Below are 15,377 nucleotides of genomic sequence, written 5' to 3'. Positions count from 1 at the left end.
GCCCGCGTCCGCCACCGCCGCCCGCGGCCCGCGTCCGCCACCGCCGCCGGTGACCCGCGCGGTGACCCCGGGCCCGGCGCGGGGCCCGCCCCACCCCGGCCGGACCGGCCGACGCCGTACCGCCCCCGCCCCGCTCACCGCCCCGCGGTCAGTCCCACGACCCCCGAGCCGCCGGGAGCCGTCCCAGCTCCGTCAGGTCGCGCGCCGTCAGGCGCAGTCCGGCGGCGGCCGCGTTCTCGGTGACCCAGCGTTCCCGCTTGGTGCCCGGCACCGGTATCACGTGCGGCCCCTGGGCGAGCACCCAGGCCAGGGCGACCTGGGCCGGTGTGACGCCCTCACCGTGCCGGGCCGCGACCCGCCGCAGACCGGCGACGATCGGCTGGTTGGCGGCCATCATCTCGGCGGTGAAGCGGGGGTGACGGGCCCGCAGGTCGTCCGGTTCGAACCCCTCGCCGGGGGTCAGCGTGCCGGTCAGGAAGCCGTTGCCCAGCGGCATCGCGGCCAGCAGGCCCACGCCCCGGGCCGCGCACCACGGCAGCAGGGACTCCAGGGCCTGCGGCGACCACACCGACAGTTCGGCCTGCACGGCGCTCACCGGGAAGACCTGCTGCACCCGCTCCAGTTGCCGGATCGTTCCGTCGTAGAGCGGCCCCCGGGACCGGCGTCCGCCGCGCACCCCCACGGCGCACAGGCCGAGCGCCCGCACCTTCCCGGCCCGCACCAGATCCGCCATCGCCCCCCAGGTCTCCTCCACCGGCACCTCGGGGTCGGCCCGGTGCAGCTGGTAGAGGTCGATCATGTCCGTCTGCAGCCGCCGCAGCGACGCGTCACAGGCCCGCCGCACGTACCCGGGACGGCCGTTGGCCACGATGTGCTGGTCGCCCGCCAGCAGGCCGACCTTGGTGGAGACGAAGGCGTCGTGACGCCGCTCCTTCAGCACCCGCCCCAGCAGCAGTTCGTTGGTGAACGGGCCGTACATGTCGGCGGTGTCCAGCAGCGTCGAGCCCAGGTCCAGCGCCCGGTGCACGGCGCGCAACGACTCCTCACCACGCCGCCGGGACGCGCTGTAGGCCCAGCTCATCGGCATGCAGCCAAGTCCTACGGCCCCCACCGCGAGTGCCGCCGCGCCGATCGTCCTGCGCTCCACCTCGCCGTAACCCTCCCTCTCCTCGGTTCACCAACCTAACCTCTGCGTCCGCACCCGCCTGGCATAGCCTCCTGGCCATGAGTGCTGACGTGTGGCTGCCCATCCCGCCGGAGGAGATCGAGGGGCTCCCCGTGGGGCCGAACTACCTGTTCTGGGACGGGGGTGACGACGGTGAGCAGGCCTTTCCCGGCGATCCCGCGGACTGCGCCTTCTACGTCGTGCCCTACATGAGGCCCCCCGCTCTCGTCGTGCGCCCGCTGGAGCGCATGCGCTCGGTGCGGGTCGTGCAGACGCTGTCCGCCGGCACCGACAACGTGGAGCCCGGCCTGAAGCACCTGCCGCCCGGTGTGGTGCTGTGCAACGCGCGCGGGGTGCACGAGGCGAGCACGGCCGAGCTGACCCTGACGCTCGTCCTCGCCTCCCTGCGCGGCGTCCCCGGCTTCGTGCGGGACCAGGACCGCCGGCGGTGGAACGGCGGTTTCCACCCCGCGCTCGCCGACAAGAACGTCCTCATCGTGGGGTACGGAGCCATCGGGGCCGCCATCGAGGACCGGCTCGTGCCCTTCGACGTCGCGCGGGTGGCGCGCGTGGCGCGCTCCGCGCGCACCACGGCGCGCGGTCCGGTGCACCCCCTCACCGAACTGCCCGCCCTGCTCCCCGACGCCGACGTCGTCATCCTGTCCACGCCCCTGACAAAGGCCACGCGCGGCCTGGTCGACGAGGGCTTCCTCGCCCGGATGAAGGACGGCGCGCTCCTGGTGAACGTCGCGCGCGGAGGGGTGGTGGACACCAAGGCGCTGCTGGCCGAGCTGGAGAGCGGACGGCTCACCGCCGCCCTCGACGTCACCGATCCCGAGCCGCTGCCCGAGGACCATCCGCTGTGGCACGCGCCCGGCGTGCTGATCACTCCTCACGTCGGCGGCCCCACGTCGGCGTTCCGGCCGCGCGCCGAGCGTCTGCTGACGGGCCAGTTGCACCGGTTTGTGAACCACGAGCCGCTCGCGAACGTGGTCCTGACGACGGGGGAGGCCCGCGGATAGCCCCGGACCGCGCACCGTCCGCGACCCCCCGGACGCGGTGCGTATCAGCATATGCGCTGGTCGTCACGGAGCGTAGAGCAACTATGTCCCTGAGTGACGAGACTGGTGTATCGTCCCCGGCAGGGGCTGCGCCGTGCACCGTTCGGCGCCGGGGATGGACATTTCGGACTGCGAGGGGGGCGACGGGCGATGCACGGCCTATGGACGAACGATCCGACGCGGCGAAGCCGCCGAAGGCCCTGGCACACGGCCGCTCGCGGCAGCGGCCGGTACGGCGACCGGCCCGGCCGCCGCGGCTGTCACCGGTGCCGCCACCGGTGGCCGGCCGGCCACGCGGCGCACACGCACCGGAGCACGAGGGACGTGGCGGCCCGGACCGGGAGGTCCAGGTGAGCCCGCCCACCGCCACCGTGACCGCGCTCGACGAGGCGCGCCCCACCCCGCCTGCGCCGGGGGCGCGCCCCGAGCGGCCGCCCGCCCCGGCGGGCGGTTTCGGCAGACTCGCCTCGCAGCTCCTGCTCGCCCTGGTGTGCGCGGGTTACGCCGTCGGGTCGGCGTGCGACTGGGGTTCGCGGGAACTCGCTCTGATCATGGGTGACTTCGGACTGGCCGCAGCGGCGGGCACGGCCGCCGTGTCGTGTGCCCTGTACGCCCGCAGGCACCGGGTCCGCTTCCGGTCCGCGTGGCTGCTGTTCGCTCTCTCCTCGGCCATGGCCTCCCTGGGCAACGGCGTCTGGGGCTGGTACGAGGTCGTCCTCGGCGAGCCCGTGCCCAGCCCCAGCTACGCGGACCTGTTCTTCCTGTGCTTCGCGCCGCCGGCGATCGTCGGACTGCTGGTGCTCGCCAAGCGTCCGGTGACGAAGGCCGGCTGGGTCTGCCTGGCGCTGGACGCCTGGCTGATCGGCGGCTCGCTGCTCACGCTCTCCTGGAGCCTGGCACTGGCCCAGGCGGCCAGGTTCGACGGGCCGAGCGTCGCGCACACCGCGCTCTCGCTGGCGTACCCGCTGCTGGACATCGCCCTGGTCAGCATGGTGCTCGCGCTGCACTTCCGGCGTTCCCCGCTCAACCGCACCGCGGTGAACACCGCGATCGGCGGGCTCGCCCTCACCGTGCTGAGCGACGCCCTGTTCACCTCGCCGCTGATGCACCACAGCTACCGCTCGGGGCAGCTCCTGGACGCGGGCTGGTTCGCCGGGTCGCTGCTCCTGGCGTACGCCCCCTGGGTCGGCTCCTCGTGCGCCCCCGCGCCCGGGCCCGGCCGCCCCACCCGGGACACACGCCCCCACGACGGCCGCGGAACGGCCCACGACGGCCGCGGAACCCCCCAGGACGGCCCCGGCCGTCACGGAACCGACCACGACCGGCCCGGCCTCGACCGGCCCGCCCGCGACGGCACCCGCCACGACGGCACCTCCCACCGCGATCCGGGCCGCGACGGCACCTCCCACCGCGATCCGGGCCACGGCGAGGCCGCCCGTCACGACTCGGGCCACGACGGCACCGCCCGCCGCGCCACGGCCGCCGAAGCGGCCGGCGCCCACCCGCTCGGCGCCCACGCCCACCCGCACACCCACGCGCGCGTGGCCGACGGGCACCCTCCCGAGGCCGACGGACACGCCCCCGCGGGCGACGCCCCCGAGCCCGACGGGCACGCGCGCGTGCCGCACGAGCGCGTGCCCGGCCAGCGCCGGGCGCCCCGCGGCGCGTACGCCCCTGCGCCCGCCGCACCGGAAGCGGACCACGACCGGTATCCGGCCGCCCGGCCCATCGCCGGTTCCCTCGCCGCCCTCACGCCCTACCTCGCCGCCGCCGTGTGCACGCTGGGAGTCCTGTACAACGTGCTCAACGGCCACAGCGTCGACCGGGTGGTGCTGATCACCGCCGGCGCCGTGGTGCTCGCCCTCGTCGTGCGCCAGGGCATCATGCTGCTCGACAACATCGCCCTCACCCAGGAACTCGCCCAGAAGGAGAACCACTTCCGCTCCCTGGTGCAGGGCTCCAGCGACGTCATCATGATCGCCGCGCCCAACGGCATCCTGCGGTACGTCTCGCCTGCCGCGGCCGGGGTCTACGGCCGGCCCGCCGAGGAACTCGTCGGCACCGAACTGGCCGGTCTCATCCACCCGGAGGACCTGGGCTGCGTGGTGCACGAGGTGCGGCGGTTCCTCGTCGCGGGCCCGCGGGAGGAACCCACCACCCGCATCGAGTGCCGCTTCCGGTCCGGCGACGGCGGCTGGCTCAACGTGGAGTCGACCATCAACCGCCACCACGGCGGCCTCATCTTCAACAGCCGGGACGTCACCGAACGCGTGCGTCTGCAGGCACAGCTGCAGCACAACGCCGAACACGACCCGCTCACCGACCTGCCCAACCGCGCGCTGTTCACCAAGCGCGTGCAGCAGGCGCTGTCCGGCCGCCGTTCCACCGACCGCGGCACCGCCGTCCTCTTCATCGACCTGGACGGCTTCAAGGCCGTCAACGACACCATCGGCCACCAGGCCGGGGACGAGCTGCTCGTCCAGGCCGCCCGCAGACTCCAGGACGCCGTCCGGTACGGGGACACCGCCTCCCGGCTCGGCGGCGACGAGTTCGCCGCGCTCATCGTCGGGGACGGCACCCGCGACCACACCGCGCGCGAGGGGCACATCCTGGAGCTGGCCGACCGGCTCAGGGTGACCCTCTCGCAGCCCTACCTCATCGACGGCAACGATGTCCGGGTCGCCGCGTCCATCGGCGTCGCCTTCGCCGAGCCGGGCCTGGGCGCGGGGGAGCTGCTGCGCAACGCCGACCTCGCCATGTACCGCGCCAAGGCGGCCGGGAAGGGCCGCGTCGAGCTGTACAAGCCGCAGATGCAGCAGGACGTCGTCCGCAAGGCGGAGCTGGCGACCCGGCTCCGGTCCGCCCTGCACGACGGCGAGTTCACGCTGCTGCACCAGCCGGTGGTCTGTCTGGCGACCGGCCGGATCACGTCGGTCGCCGCCCAGGCCCGCTGGCGCTCCTCACAGGGCGTGCTGTTCACGCCCGCCGAGTTCCTGCGGGTCTCGGAGGACAGCGACAAGACGGCCGAGCTGGGCCGCTGGATGCTGGAGGAGGCCGTCGAGCAGGCCGCCGAGCGGGCCCGGACCGGGCTGAGCGTGTCCGTCGTGGTCCGCCTGGGCGCGCGCCGCCTGGTGGACCGCTCGATGCCGCCGGGCACCGTCGAGGCCCTGCTGACCCGGCACGGGCTGCCCTCCGGGTCCCTGGTGATCGAGCTGGCCGACACCGACCCGCGGGTCTCTCCGGACGAGCTGGAGCGCCGCCTGTCCGCGCTCAGCCGGCTCGGCGTACGGATCGCCCTGGACGGCTTCGGCAGCGGCCACGGCGCCCTCACGGCGCTCCGCAGGCTCCCTGTCGACGTGCTCAGACTCGACCGCTCCCTGGTCGAGGGCGTGGTGGAGTCCGCCCGCCTGCACAAGATCACCAGTGGACTGCTGCGGATCGCGGGCGACCTCGGGCTGCAGTCGGTGGCCGACGGCGTGGACCTGCCCGAACAGGTCGAGGCCCTGCGCGCGATGGGGTGCACGCACGGGCAGGGCATGGCGTTCTCCGGTCCGCTCGACGAGTACCGGCTGCGCCGGGCGCTCGCCCGCGGCCACTACCCGGTGCCGCACGGCCCGGCCGAGCCCGCGTTCGCCGGGGGCGGCGGTGCCGGCGTGTACACCGGGCAGGTGCCGGCCGTCTTCGGCGGCGGCACGCCACTGCGCCCACATAATGAGACTCCCGTCCCACCCACTTGACAGTGGATGTGCGCCGGGGGGAGGGTCAGTTCCATGCGCACCCGAATTCTCGTACTTGGACAGCGCGTCGGCTGAGCTGGGACCCACCGGAGGACGATCCGGAATCCCCAGCGACCCTCACCGGCGCGCTCCCCTCGCTTGCCTCACGGCACGAGGGGTTTTTTGTTGCACGGGCACCTGCCGCACCCGCGGTCCGCACCGTGCGAACCTGGCGAAAGCCGACACCCGAACCCTCGCAGAACTCAGCATCGAGAAGAGAATGCCGATGACCGAGCAGGCCACCGGGGCCCACCATCCGCAGCCGCGGCCCCGTTCCGGAGGACAGCAGTCCGCTCCCGAGCACGTCACGGGTGCGCAGTCCCTCATCCGCTCCCTCGAGGAGGTCGGCGCGGACACGGTGTTCGGTATTCCGGGCGGCACGATCCTGCCGGCGTACGACCCGCTGATGGACTCCACCCGGGTGCGGCACGTGCTGGTCCGGCACGAGCAGGGTGCCGGCCACGCCGCCACCGGCTACGCGCAGGCCACCGGCAAGGTGGGCGTCTGCATGGCCACCTCGGGCCCGGGCGCCACCAACCTGGTCACCCCCATCGCCGACGCCAACATGGACTCCGTCCCGCTGGTCGCGATCACCGGGCAGGTGGTGTCCTCCGCGATCGGCACGGACGCCTTCCAGGAGGCGGACATCGTCGGCATCACCATGCCGATCACCAAGCACAGCTTCCTGGTCACCAAGGGCGAGGACATCCCGCGGGTGATCGCCGAGGCGTTCCACATCGCCTCCACCGGCCGCCCCGGCCCGGTCCTGGTCGACATCCCCAAGGACATCCTCCAGAAGAAGACCACCTTCTCCTGGCCGCCCGTCATGGACCTGCCCGGCTACCGGCCCGTCACCAAGCCGCACGCCAAGCAGATCCGCGAGGCCGCCAAGCTCATCACCGCCGCCAGGCGCCCGGTCCTCTACGTCGGCGGCGGCGTCCTGAAGGCCAAGGCCACCGCCGAGCTGAAGGTGCTGGCCGAACTCACCGGAGCGCCCGTCACCACCACCCTGATGGCGCTCGGCGCGTTCCCCGACAGCCACCCGCTGCACGTGGGAATGCCGGGCATGCACGGTGCGGTCACCGCCGTCACCGCGCTGCAGAAGGCCGACCTGATCGTCGCCCTCGGAGCCCGCTTCGACGACCGCGTCACCGGCAAGCTGGACAGCTTCGCCCCGCACGCCAAGATCGTCCACGCCGACATCGACCCCGCCGAGATCGGCAAGAACCGCGAGGCCGACGTGCCGATCGTCGGTGACGCCCGCGAGGTCATCGCCGACCTGGTCCAGGCCGTCCAGAAGGAGCACGCCGAGGGCCACAGGGGCGACTACAGCGCCTGGTGGAAGGACCTCAGCCGCTGGCGCGACACCTACCCGCTCGGCTACGACGAGCCCGGGGACGGCTCGCTGTCCCCGCAGCACGTCATCGAGCGGATCGGACAGCTCGCCCCCGAGGGCACGATCTTCGCGGCGGGCGTCGGCCAGCACCAGATGTGGGCCGCGCACTTCGTCCGGTACGAGCAGCCCGCCACCTGGCTGAACTCCGGCGGCGCCGGAACCATGGGCTACGCCGTCCCCGCCGCCATGGGCGCCAAGGCCGGCATGCCGGAGCGGACCGTCTGGGCGATCGACGGCGACGGCTGCTTCCAGATGACCAACCAGGAACTGACCACCTGCGCCCTGAACAACATCCCTATCAAGGTCGCCGTCATCAACAACGGCGCCCTCGGGATGGTCCGCCAGTGGCAGACCCTGTTCTACAACCAGCGCTACTCCAACACGGTCCTGCACTCCGGCCCGGACGACGTCAACCCCGACGCCCGCGGCACCCGCGTCCCCGACTTCGTGAAGCTGTCGGAGGCCATGGGCTGCCACGCGATCCGCTGCGAGCGCCCGGAGGACCTGGACAAGGTCATCGAGGAGGCGAACGCGGTCAACGACCGCCCGGTCGTCATCGACTTCATCGTCCACGAGGACGCGATGGTCTGGCCGATGGTCGCCGCCGGCACCTCCAACGACGAGATCATGGCCGCGCGGGACGTCCGTCCCGACTTCGGCGACGGCGCCGACGACTGAGAGCCGTCCGAGGACTTCAGGAAGGTACGACCGTCATGTCCACCAAGCACACGCTCTCGGTCCTGGTCGAGAACACCCCCGGCATCCTCGCCCGGATCGCCGCCCTCTTCTCCCGCCGCGGCTTCAACATCGACTCGCTCGCGGTCGGCGTCACCGAGCACCCCGACATCTCCCGCATCACCATCGTGGTCGGTGTCGAGGACCTGCCGCTGGAACAGGTGACCAAGCAGCTCAACAAGCTCGTCAACGTGCTGAAGATCGTCGAACTGGAACCCGGCTCGGCCGTGCAGCGCGAACTGGTCCTGGTGAAGGTGCGCGCCGACAACGAGACGCGCTCCCAGATCACCGAGATCGTCCAGCTCTTCCGCGCCAAGACGGTCGACGTCTCCCCGGAGGCCGTCACCATCGAGGCCACCGGCTCCAGCGACAAGCTGACCGCGATGCTCAAGATGCTGGAGCAGTACGGCATCAAGGAGCTGGTGCAGTCCGGCACCATCGCGATCGGCCGCGGCGCCCGTTCGATCACGGACCGGTCGCTGCGCGCCCTCGACCGGTCGGCATAACGACACCGAGCGACGCGTACGGGCGCTCGGGTGACACCGACCGCCCGTATGCCGAGACCCCGAAACTTCCCGTCCGCCCACCGGCATACGGTGGGACGCACAACCTGCACACCAAGGAGAGAACCCAGTGGCCGAGCTGTTCTACGACGCCGACGCCGACCTGTCCATCATCCAGGGCCGCAAGGTCGCGGTCATCGGCTACGGCAGCCAGGGTCACGCCCATGCCCTGTCGCTGCGCGACTCGGGTGTCGACGTGCGTGTCGGTCTGCACGAGGGATCCAAGTCCAAGGCCAAGGCCGAGGAGCAGGGCCTGCGCGTGGTGAGCCCGTCCGAGGCCGCCGCCGAGGCCGACGTCATCATGATCCTGGTGCCGGACCCGATCCAGGCCGAGGTCTACGAGAAGCACATCAAGGACAACCTGAAGGACGGCGACGCGCTGTTCTTCGGTCACGGCCTGAACATCCGCTACGGCTTCATCAAGCCCCCGGCCGGCGTGGACGTCTGCATGGTCGCCCCCAAGGGCCCGGGCCACCTGGTGCGCCGTCAGTACGAGGAGGGCCGCGGCGTCCCGTGCATCGTGGCCGTCGAGCAGGACGCCTCCGGCGACGCGTTCGCGCTGGCGCTGTCGTACGCCAAGGGCATCGGCGGCACCCGGGCCGGTGTCATCAAGACCACCTTCACCGAGGAGACCGAGACCGACCTGTTCGGTGAGCAGGCCGTCCTGTGCGGTGGCACCGCCGCCCTGGTGAAGGCCGGTTTCGAGACGCTGGTCGAGGCGGGCTACCAGCCGGAGATCGCCTACTTCGAGTGCCTGCACGAGCTGAAGCTGATCGTCGACCTCATGTACGAGGGCGGCCTGGAGAAGATGCGCTGGTCGATCTCCGAGACCGCCGAGTGGGGCGACTACGTCACCGGCCCGCGGATCATCACCGACGCCACCAAGGCCGAGATGAAGAAGGTCCTGGCCGAGATCCAGGACGGTTCGTTCGCCAAGAACTGGATGGACGAGTACCACGGCGGTCTGAAGAAGTACAACGAGTACAAGAAGCAGGACTCCGAGCACCTGCTGGAGACCACCGGCAAGGAGCTGCGCAAGCTCATGAGCTGGGTCGACGAGGAGGCCTGAGCCTCCTTCGGGCCGAGGGGCTGACGCGAGAGCGACGCCGGCCCCCGGGGGCCGGAGCCTGTGCTCCGGCCCCTTGTGACGAACCGGGAGTAACGTCGGAGTCCACGGTCGACTCGCGGCGTTGTCCACCCCGTCCAGCCACGGACGGGTGATCCTTCCGCAGCGGCGTAATACGACGCACGCGACGCCACTACACTGCTGCACAACAACGCGTCAGGCCCACAGCGTCGTGCGTCTTCCACGCGGCTAGCACCCCGCCCACTCCACCGCCTGCGGCCGTCGGGACGGCCGTCCGCACGCATTGGACTTGTGAGGACTCACGTGAGCTCGAAACCTGTCGTACTCATCGCTGAAGAGCTGTCGCCCGCGACCGTCGACGCACTCGGTCCGGACTTCGAGATCCGGCACTGCAACGGCGCCGACCGGGCGGAACTGCTGCCCGCCATCGCCGACGTCGACGCGATCCTGATCCGCTCGGCCACCAAGGTCGACGCCGAGGCGATCGCCGCCGCGAAGAAGCTCAAGGTCGTCGCCCGCGCCGGTGTCGGCCTGGACAACGTCGACGTCTCCGCCGCCACCAAGGCCGGCGTGATGGTCGTCAACGCCCCGACCTCCAACATCGTGACCGCCGCCGAACTGGCCTGCGGTCTCCTCCTCGCCACCGCCCGCAACATCCCGCAGGCCAACGCCGCGCTGAAGAACGGCGAGTGGAAGCGCAGCAAGTACACCGGTGTGGAGCTGGCCGAGAAGACCCTCGGTGTCGTCGGTCTCGGCCGCATCGGCGCCCTGGTCGCCCAGCGCATGTCCGCCTTCGGCATGAAGGTCGTCGCCTACGACCCCTACGTGCAGCCCGCGCGCGCCGCGCAGATGGGCGTCAAGGTGCTGACCCTGGACGAGCTGCTGGAGGTGTCCGACTTCATCACCGTCCACCTCCCCAAGACCCCCGAGACCCTCGGCCTGATCGGCGAGGACGCGCTGCACAAGGTCAAGCCGAGCGTGCGCATCGTCAACGCCGCGCGCGGCGGCATCGTCGACGAGGAGGCGCTGTACTCGGCGCTCAAGGAGGGCCGCGTCGCGGGCGCCGGCCTGGACGTGTACGCCAAGGAGCCGTGCACCGACTCCCCGCTGTTCGAGTTCGACCAGGTCGTGTGCACCCCGCACCTGGGCGCATCCACGGACGAGGCGCAGGAGAAGGCGGGCATCGCCGTCGCCAAGTCGGTGCGTCTCGCCCTCGCCGGTGAACTGGTCCCGGACGCGGTCAACGTCCAGGGCGGTGTCATCGCCGAGGACGTCAAGCCGGGCCTGCCGCTCGCCGAGCGCCTCGGCCGGATCTTCACCGCGCTGGCGGGCGAGGTCGCCGTCCGCCTCGACGTCGAGGTGTACGGCGAGATCACCCAGCACGACGTGAAGGTGCTGGAGCTGTCCGCGCTCAAGGGCGTCTTCGAGGACGTCGTCGACGAGACCGTCTCCTACGTCAACGCTCCGCTGTTCGCCCAGGAGCGCGGCGTGGAGGTGCGGCTGACCACCAGCAGCGAGTCGGCGGACCACCGCAACGTGGTCACCGTGCGCGGCACCCTCGCCGACGGCCAGGAGGTGTCGGTCTCCGGCACCCTGGCCGGCCCGAAGCACGTGCAGAAGATCGTCGCCGTCGGCGAGTACGACGTCGACCTGGCGCTCGCCGAGCACATGGTCGTCCTGCGCTACGAGGACCGTCCCGGTGTCGTCGGCACGGTGGGCCGGGTCATCGGCGAGGCCGGCATCAACATCGCCGGCATGCAGGTCGCCCGTGCGACGGTGGGCGGCGAGGCGCTGGCCGTGCTGACCGTGGACGACACGGTGCCCGCCGGGGTGCTCGCGGAGGTCGCCGCCGAGATCGGGGCGACGTCCGCCCGCTCGGTGAACCTCGTCTGAGGCCGTCGCACCCTTCCGGCAGCCGAAGGCGCCGGGTGAGCCGGAGGTTCCCGGCTCACCCGGCGCCTTTCGCATGCGCTGCGGGGATCAGGCCGGCGCCTTCACCGTCCCGGCCCGCCCGGCCTGCGTGATCTCCTCGGCCTGCGCGGCCGGCCGGGCCTCTTCGCGGACGTTCACCCGGCGCAGGGTGACCGCCGCCGCGACACCGGCCGGCACCAGCAGCGCCGCTCCGGCCAGGGCCGCGCCGTGCATCCCGCTGGTGAACGCCTCCCGGGCCGTCGTCGCCAGGGCCTCCGCGGCGCGGCCCGGCAGCCGGCCGGCGACCGCGAGGGCGCCGCCCAGGGTCTCGTGGGCCTCGGCGGGGGCGCCGGAGGGGATCCGGTGCCGGTAGATCGCGGTGCCGACGGAACCGAGCACCGCCATGCCGAGCGCGCCGCCGAACTCCGAGCCGGTCTCCAGGAGGGAGGAGGCCGCGCCCGCCTGCTCCGCCGGGGCCGCGCCCAGCGCCAGGTCGGTCATCTGGGAGATGACCATCACGATGCCGGAGGACAGGACGGCACAGGCCGCCAGGACCAGCCACAGGGAGTCCGTCCCGGCCAGGACCAGCATCCCGTAGCCCGCCGCGCCGATCGCGAAGCCGGTGGTGACCACGTAGGCCCGGTTGACGCCCTTCTGCACCAGCTGCGTGGCGACCGGGGCCGCCATGCCGATCGGCAGCGAGGGCAGCAGCGCCCACAGGGCCGCCTCCATCGCGCTCTTGCCGAGCACCGACTGCAGGTACTGGGTGGTGTAGAAGGCCGAACCCATCATGGCGAACGAGGAGACGAGGTTCAGGACCACCGCGGGGGCGAAGCCCCGGCCGCGGAAGAGGGCCGGCGGGATCATCGGGGAGGCCGCGGTGCGCTGGCGCCGGACGAAGACGGCGGCGAAGAGCAGACCGGTGGCGATCGAGGCGACGTAGAGCGGGTGCACCCCCTCGGAGGGGATCTCCTTGAGGCCGTAGACCACGGGGAGCACCGCGGCCATCGACAGCGGCACGCTGATCAGGTCGAAGCGGCCGGGGGCGGGGTTCTTCGACTCGGGCAGCAGGACCGGGCCGAGCACCAGCAGCAGGGCCATCGCGGGCAGGTTGACCAGGAAGACCGAGCCCCACCAGAAGTACTGCACCAGGAGGCCGCTGAGCACCGAGCCGAGCGCGATGCCGGCGGTCATCACACCGGACCAGATGCCGATCGCCCTGGCCCGCTGGCCGGGGTCGGTGAACATCGTGCGCACCAGCGCCATGGTCGAGGGCATCAGGGTCGCGCCGCCGATGCCGAGCACCGCGCGGGCGGCGATCAGCGTCTCGGCGCTGTTCGCGTACGCGGCCACCAGGGAGGCGGCGCCGAAGGCGGTGGCCCCGGTCAGGAGCAGCCGGCGGCGGCCGATGCGGTCGCCCAGGGAGCCCATCGTCATGAGCAGACCGGCCAGGACGAACGCGTAGATGTCGAAGATCCACAGCTGCTGGGTGCCGGTCGGCTCCAGGTCCGCGCTGATCGCCGGGATGGCGAAGTAGAGGACCGAGACGTCCATCGAGACCAGCAGCAGCGGCAGCATCAGCACGCCGAGGGCGGTCCATTCGCGGCGGCCGGCGAGACCGGCCGCGGTCGTGGTGGTGCTCGTCGAGTTCGTCATGGCCATGAATGTACAAGTGTCTTAAACGCATGTCTAGTACGACCGTATAGATCGTCTGTGTAAGACGCCCGTATGGGACGGTCGTATGGATCCGTGGGTAGGCTGGAGGACATGGGACACCGCGAAGATCTGCTCGACGGCGCGAAGCGCTGCCTGCTGGAGAAGGGGTTCGTGCGCACGACCGCGCGCGACATCGTCAAGGAGTCCGGGACCAACCTGGCCTCCATCGGCTACCACTACGGCTCCAAGGACGCGCTGCTGGTGAAGGCGTACGTCTCCCTGATCGAGGAGATGGGGGACAGCTTCGGGCCCGCGCGGCCCGAGGGCGGGGCGGCCCGGACGCCCGCCGGGTCGCTGGAGCGCTTCCGGGAGGTGTGGGAGAGCATCATCCGCTCGGTGCCCGAGTCCCGCCCGATCTGGCTGCTGAGTCTGGAGCTGGTCCTCCAGGGAGACCGCCTGCCCGAGGTGCGCAAGCTGCTCGCGCAGGCCCAGGAGGAGGGCCGCTCCGGAATCCTCCCGCTCTTCAACGACATTCCGGAGGCCGACCTCGACGAGGAGGCCGTCGACACCGAGGGCCGCCTCTACCAGACCCTGCTCCAGGGCCTCATGGTGCAGTGGCTCTTCGACCCCGACACCGCGACCCGCGCCGACCAGCTCACCGAGGGCCTGCGCCGGGTCGTCGCGGGCGCCGCGCCGAGCGCCTGACCGGGGAGGCGGCGGGCTACAGCCGCGCCGCCTTCAGCGCCATGTGCAGCAGCAGCCGGTCCTCGCCGTCGTCCAGGTCCAGGCCCGTCAGCTGCTCCACCCGGGACAGCCGGTAGTACAGGGTCTGGCGGTGCACGCCCAGCTCGGCGGCGGTGCGGCCGGCCTGGCCCGCGCAGTCCAGGTAGACCTCGGCGGTGCGCGCCAGCTCCTGGTGCGCGGGGGCGAGGAGCGGCCCCACCGCCGCGTCGTGCCGCGCCTCGGGGGACAGCGAGGTCAGCAGGCGGTACGGGCCGAGGCGGGCCCACTGCGCGACCGGGCCGAGCCGGGGCTCGGCGAGTGCGGCGCGGGCCGCCGCGACGGCCTGGGTCCAGGCCGTCCCCAGTTCGGCCGGGCCCGACCGCCCGGCGGCCACCCCCGCGGCCACCCCGGCCCCCCCGCGGCGCACCGCGCCCCCCGGCGCCGCGCCCGCCGTGGTGTGCCCTGCCGCCGCGCGCTCCAGCAGCCGGGTCGCCGCGGACACCGCCGGGGTCAGCGTGTCCGCCGAGCGCAGCCGCACCAGCAGCGCCAGGCACTGGTCCGCCGTTCCCCACGGCACGGTGCACAACGCCGTCGCGCCCGGCAGGGTCCGCACCGACGGCGCGTCGTCCGGGTCGGCCGAGGGCCAGGGGGCCACGCACACCATCGTGTGCGGCCCCTCCGCGCGCGCCCCCAGCGCCGTGCGCAGCTCGGCCACCGCCATGTCCTGCGGCCAGCCCCGCTCGGCGGTCAGCACCGCGCGCAGCTCACGGGTGAGGTCGGCGCCGTGCTGCGCCTCGTCCGCGAGGAGCGCGCCGATCCGCGCGGTCACCCGCATGGCCGCCGCCAGCCGGGGTTCGTCGGGACCCGGTTCGTCGACCAGCAGCCAGACGTAACCGAGGACCACTCCCCGGTGGCGTACCGGCAGGCAGATCCGTCCCCGGTAGACGCCGGCCTCGGGGGTGGGCGGGATCCGGACCGGTCCGGTGGCCCGGGTGATGCCGAACCCCTCGAACCAGCGGCGGACCGCCGCCGTCGAGCGGCGGGTGAGGATCGAGCGGGTGCGCACCGGGTCCAGCGCCGAGGGGTCCAGGTCGCCCTCGCTGTCGTAGGCGCCGAAGGCGATCAGCTCGAAGTTCCGGTTCTCCAGGGTGGCCGGAGCGCCCAGCAGCTCCGAGATCTCGTCGACCAGCTCCTGGTAGTCGCCCTTGTAATCCGCCGTCACCCGGGCATTCTCCCGCATTCCCGCGGCACCTTCATACATCTGTCTGAGATCGGGTCCACGGATGCGTGACAGCTGTCGATGG

The 15,377-nt window shown here is 72.4% G+C and carries 10 protein-coding genes; 7 read left to right on the top strand and 3 right to left on the bottom strand.

From position 1 onward, the window contains the following. Positions 1-148: 148 nt before the first annotated feature. Complete coding sequence (locus tag IG64_RS19810; RefSeq protein ID WP_037858073.1) at positions 149-1,147, bottom strand: aldo/keto reductase; 999 nt, start codon at positions 1,145-1,147, stop codon at positions 149-151. A 77-nt stretch (positions 1,148-1,224) separates the two neighbouring features. On the opposite strand from IG64_RS19810, the gene IG64_RS19805 reads away from it, so the two are divergent. From IG64_RS19805 to serA, 6 genes are all read left to right on the top strand, one after another. Beyond that, positions 1,225-2,187, top strand: a complete 963-nt coding sequence (locus IG64_RS19805) for a 2-hydroxyacid dehydrogenase (protein WP_037858071.1) — start codon at positions 1,225-1,227, stop codon at positions 2,185-2,187. A gap of 389 nt (positions 2,188-2,576) precedes the next feature. Next, positions 2,577-5,963 (top strand): EAL domain-containing protein, encoded by a 3,387-nt coding sequence (locus IG64_RS42275; RefSeq protein ID WP_037858162.1) that lies wholly within the window; start codon positions 2,577-2,579, stop codon positions 5,961-5,963. A gap of 265 nt (positions 5,964-6,228) precedes the next feature. Continuing rightward, on the top strand, positions 6,229-8,076 hold the full coding sequence (locus IG64_RS19795) for an acetolactate synthase large subunit (RefSeq protein ID WP_107474304.1): 1,848 nt from the start codon (positions 6,229-6,231) through the stop codon (positions 8,074-8,076). 35 nt (positions 8,077-8,111) lie between these two features. Next, complete coding sequence (gene ilvN, locus IG64_RS19790; RefSeq protein WP_018568644.1) at positions 8,112-8,639, top strand: acetolactate synthase small subunit; 528 nt, start codon at positions 8,112-8,114, stop codon at positions 8,637-8,639. A 127-nt stretch (positions 8,640-8,766) separates the two neighbouring features. Next, positions 8,767-9,765, top strand: a complete 999-nt coding sequence (gene ilvC, locus IG64_RS19785) for a ketol-acid reductoisomerase (RefSeq protein WP_037858066.1) — start codon at positions 8,767-8,769, stop codon at positions 9,763-9,765. Between the two features lie 321 nt (positions 9,766-10,086). After that, a complete protein-coding gene (serA, locus tag IG64_RS19780; RefSeq protein ID WP_037858065.1) occupies positions 10,087-11,676 on the top strand; it encodes a phosphoglycerate dehydrogenase in 1,590 nt (529 codons plus the stop codon). A gap of 87 nt (positions 11,677-11,763) precedes the next feature. Here the strand turns inward: serA and IG64_RS19775 are convergent, their stop codons facing one another. Then, entirely contained in the window at positions 11,764-13,350 is a 1,587-nt protein-coding gene (locus IG64_RS19775; RefSeq protein ID WP_037858160.1) for an MFS transporter, read from the bottom strand. A gap of 111 nt (positions 13,351-13,461) precedes the next feature. On the opposite strand from IG64_RS19775, the gene IG64_RS19770 reads away from it, so the two are divergent. After that, positions 13,462-14,055 carry a TetR/AcrR family transcriptional regulator gene (locus tag IG64_RS19770; RefSeq protein WP_037858063.1) on the top strand — a complete coding sequence of 198 codons (594 nt, stop codon included), beginning with the start codon at positions 13,462-13,464 and terminating at the stop codon, positions 14,053-14,055. Positions 14,056-14,071: 16 nt separating this feature from the next. On the opposite strand, the gene IG64_RS19765 is transcribed toward IG64_RS19770, so the two are convergent. Beyond that, on the bottom strand, positions 14,072-15,313 hold the full coding sequence (locus IG64_RS19765) for a PucR family transcriptional regulator (RefSeq protein ID WP_234438562.1): 1,242 nt from the start codon (positions 15,311-15,313) through the stop codon (positions 14,072-14,074). Between the last annotated feature and the right edge of the window lie 64 nt (positions 15,314-15,377).

The organism is Streptomyces sp. NRRL S-340, assembly GCF_000720185.1.
Lineage (GTDB): Bacteria > Actinomycetota > Actinomycetes > Streptomycetales > Streptomycetaceae > Streptomyces.
Note: the sequence above shows the minus strand (reverse complement) of the source record. Positions and strands in the feature narration are given on the sequence as shown.

What these genes read in the sequence shown, in the direction of transcription:
- IG64_RS19805 (WP_037858071.1), top strand. Translation starts at nt 1,225, where the DNA reads ATGAGTGCTGACGTGTGGCTGCCCATCCCGCCGGAGGAGATCGAGGGG.
- IG64_RS19775 (WP_037858160.1), bottom strand. Translation starts at nt 13,350, where the DNA reads ATGACGAACTCGACGAGCACCACCACGACCGCGGCCGGTCTCGCCGGC.
- IG64_RS19795 (WP_107474304.1), top strand. Translation starts at nt 6,229, where the DNA reads ATGACCGAGCAGGCCACCGGGGCCCACCATCCGCAGCCGCGGCCCCGT.
- ilvN (WP_018568644.1), top strand. Translation starts at nt 8,112, where the DNA reads ATGTCCACCAAGCACACGCTCTCGGTCCTGGTCGAGAACACCCCCGGC.
- IG64_RS19765 (WP_234438562.1), bottom strand. Translation starts at nt 15,313, where the DNA reads ATGCGGGAGAATGCCCGGGTGACGGCGGATTACAAGGGCGACTACCAG.
- IG64_RS19770 (WP_037858063.1), top strand. Translation starts at nt 13,462, where the DNA reads ATGGGACACCGCGAAGATCTGCTCGACGGCGCGAAGCGCTGCCTGCTG.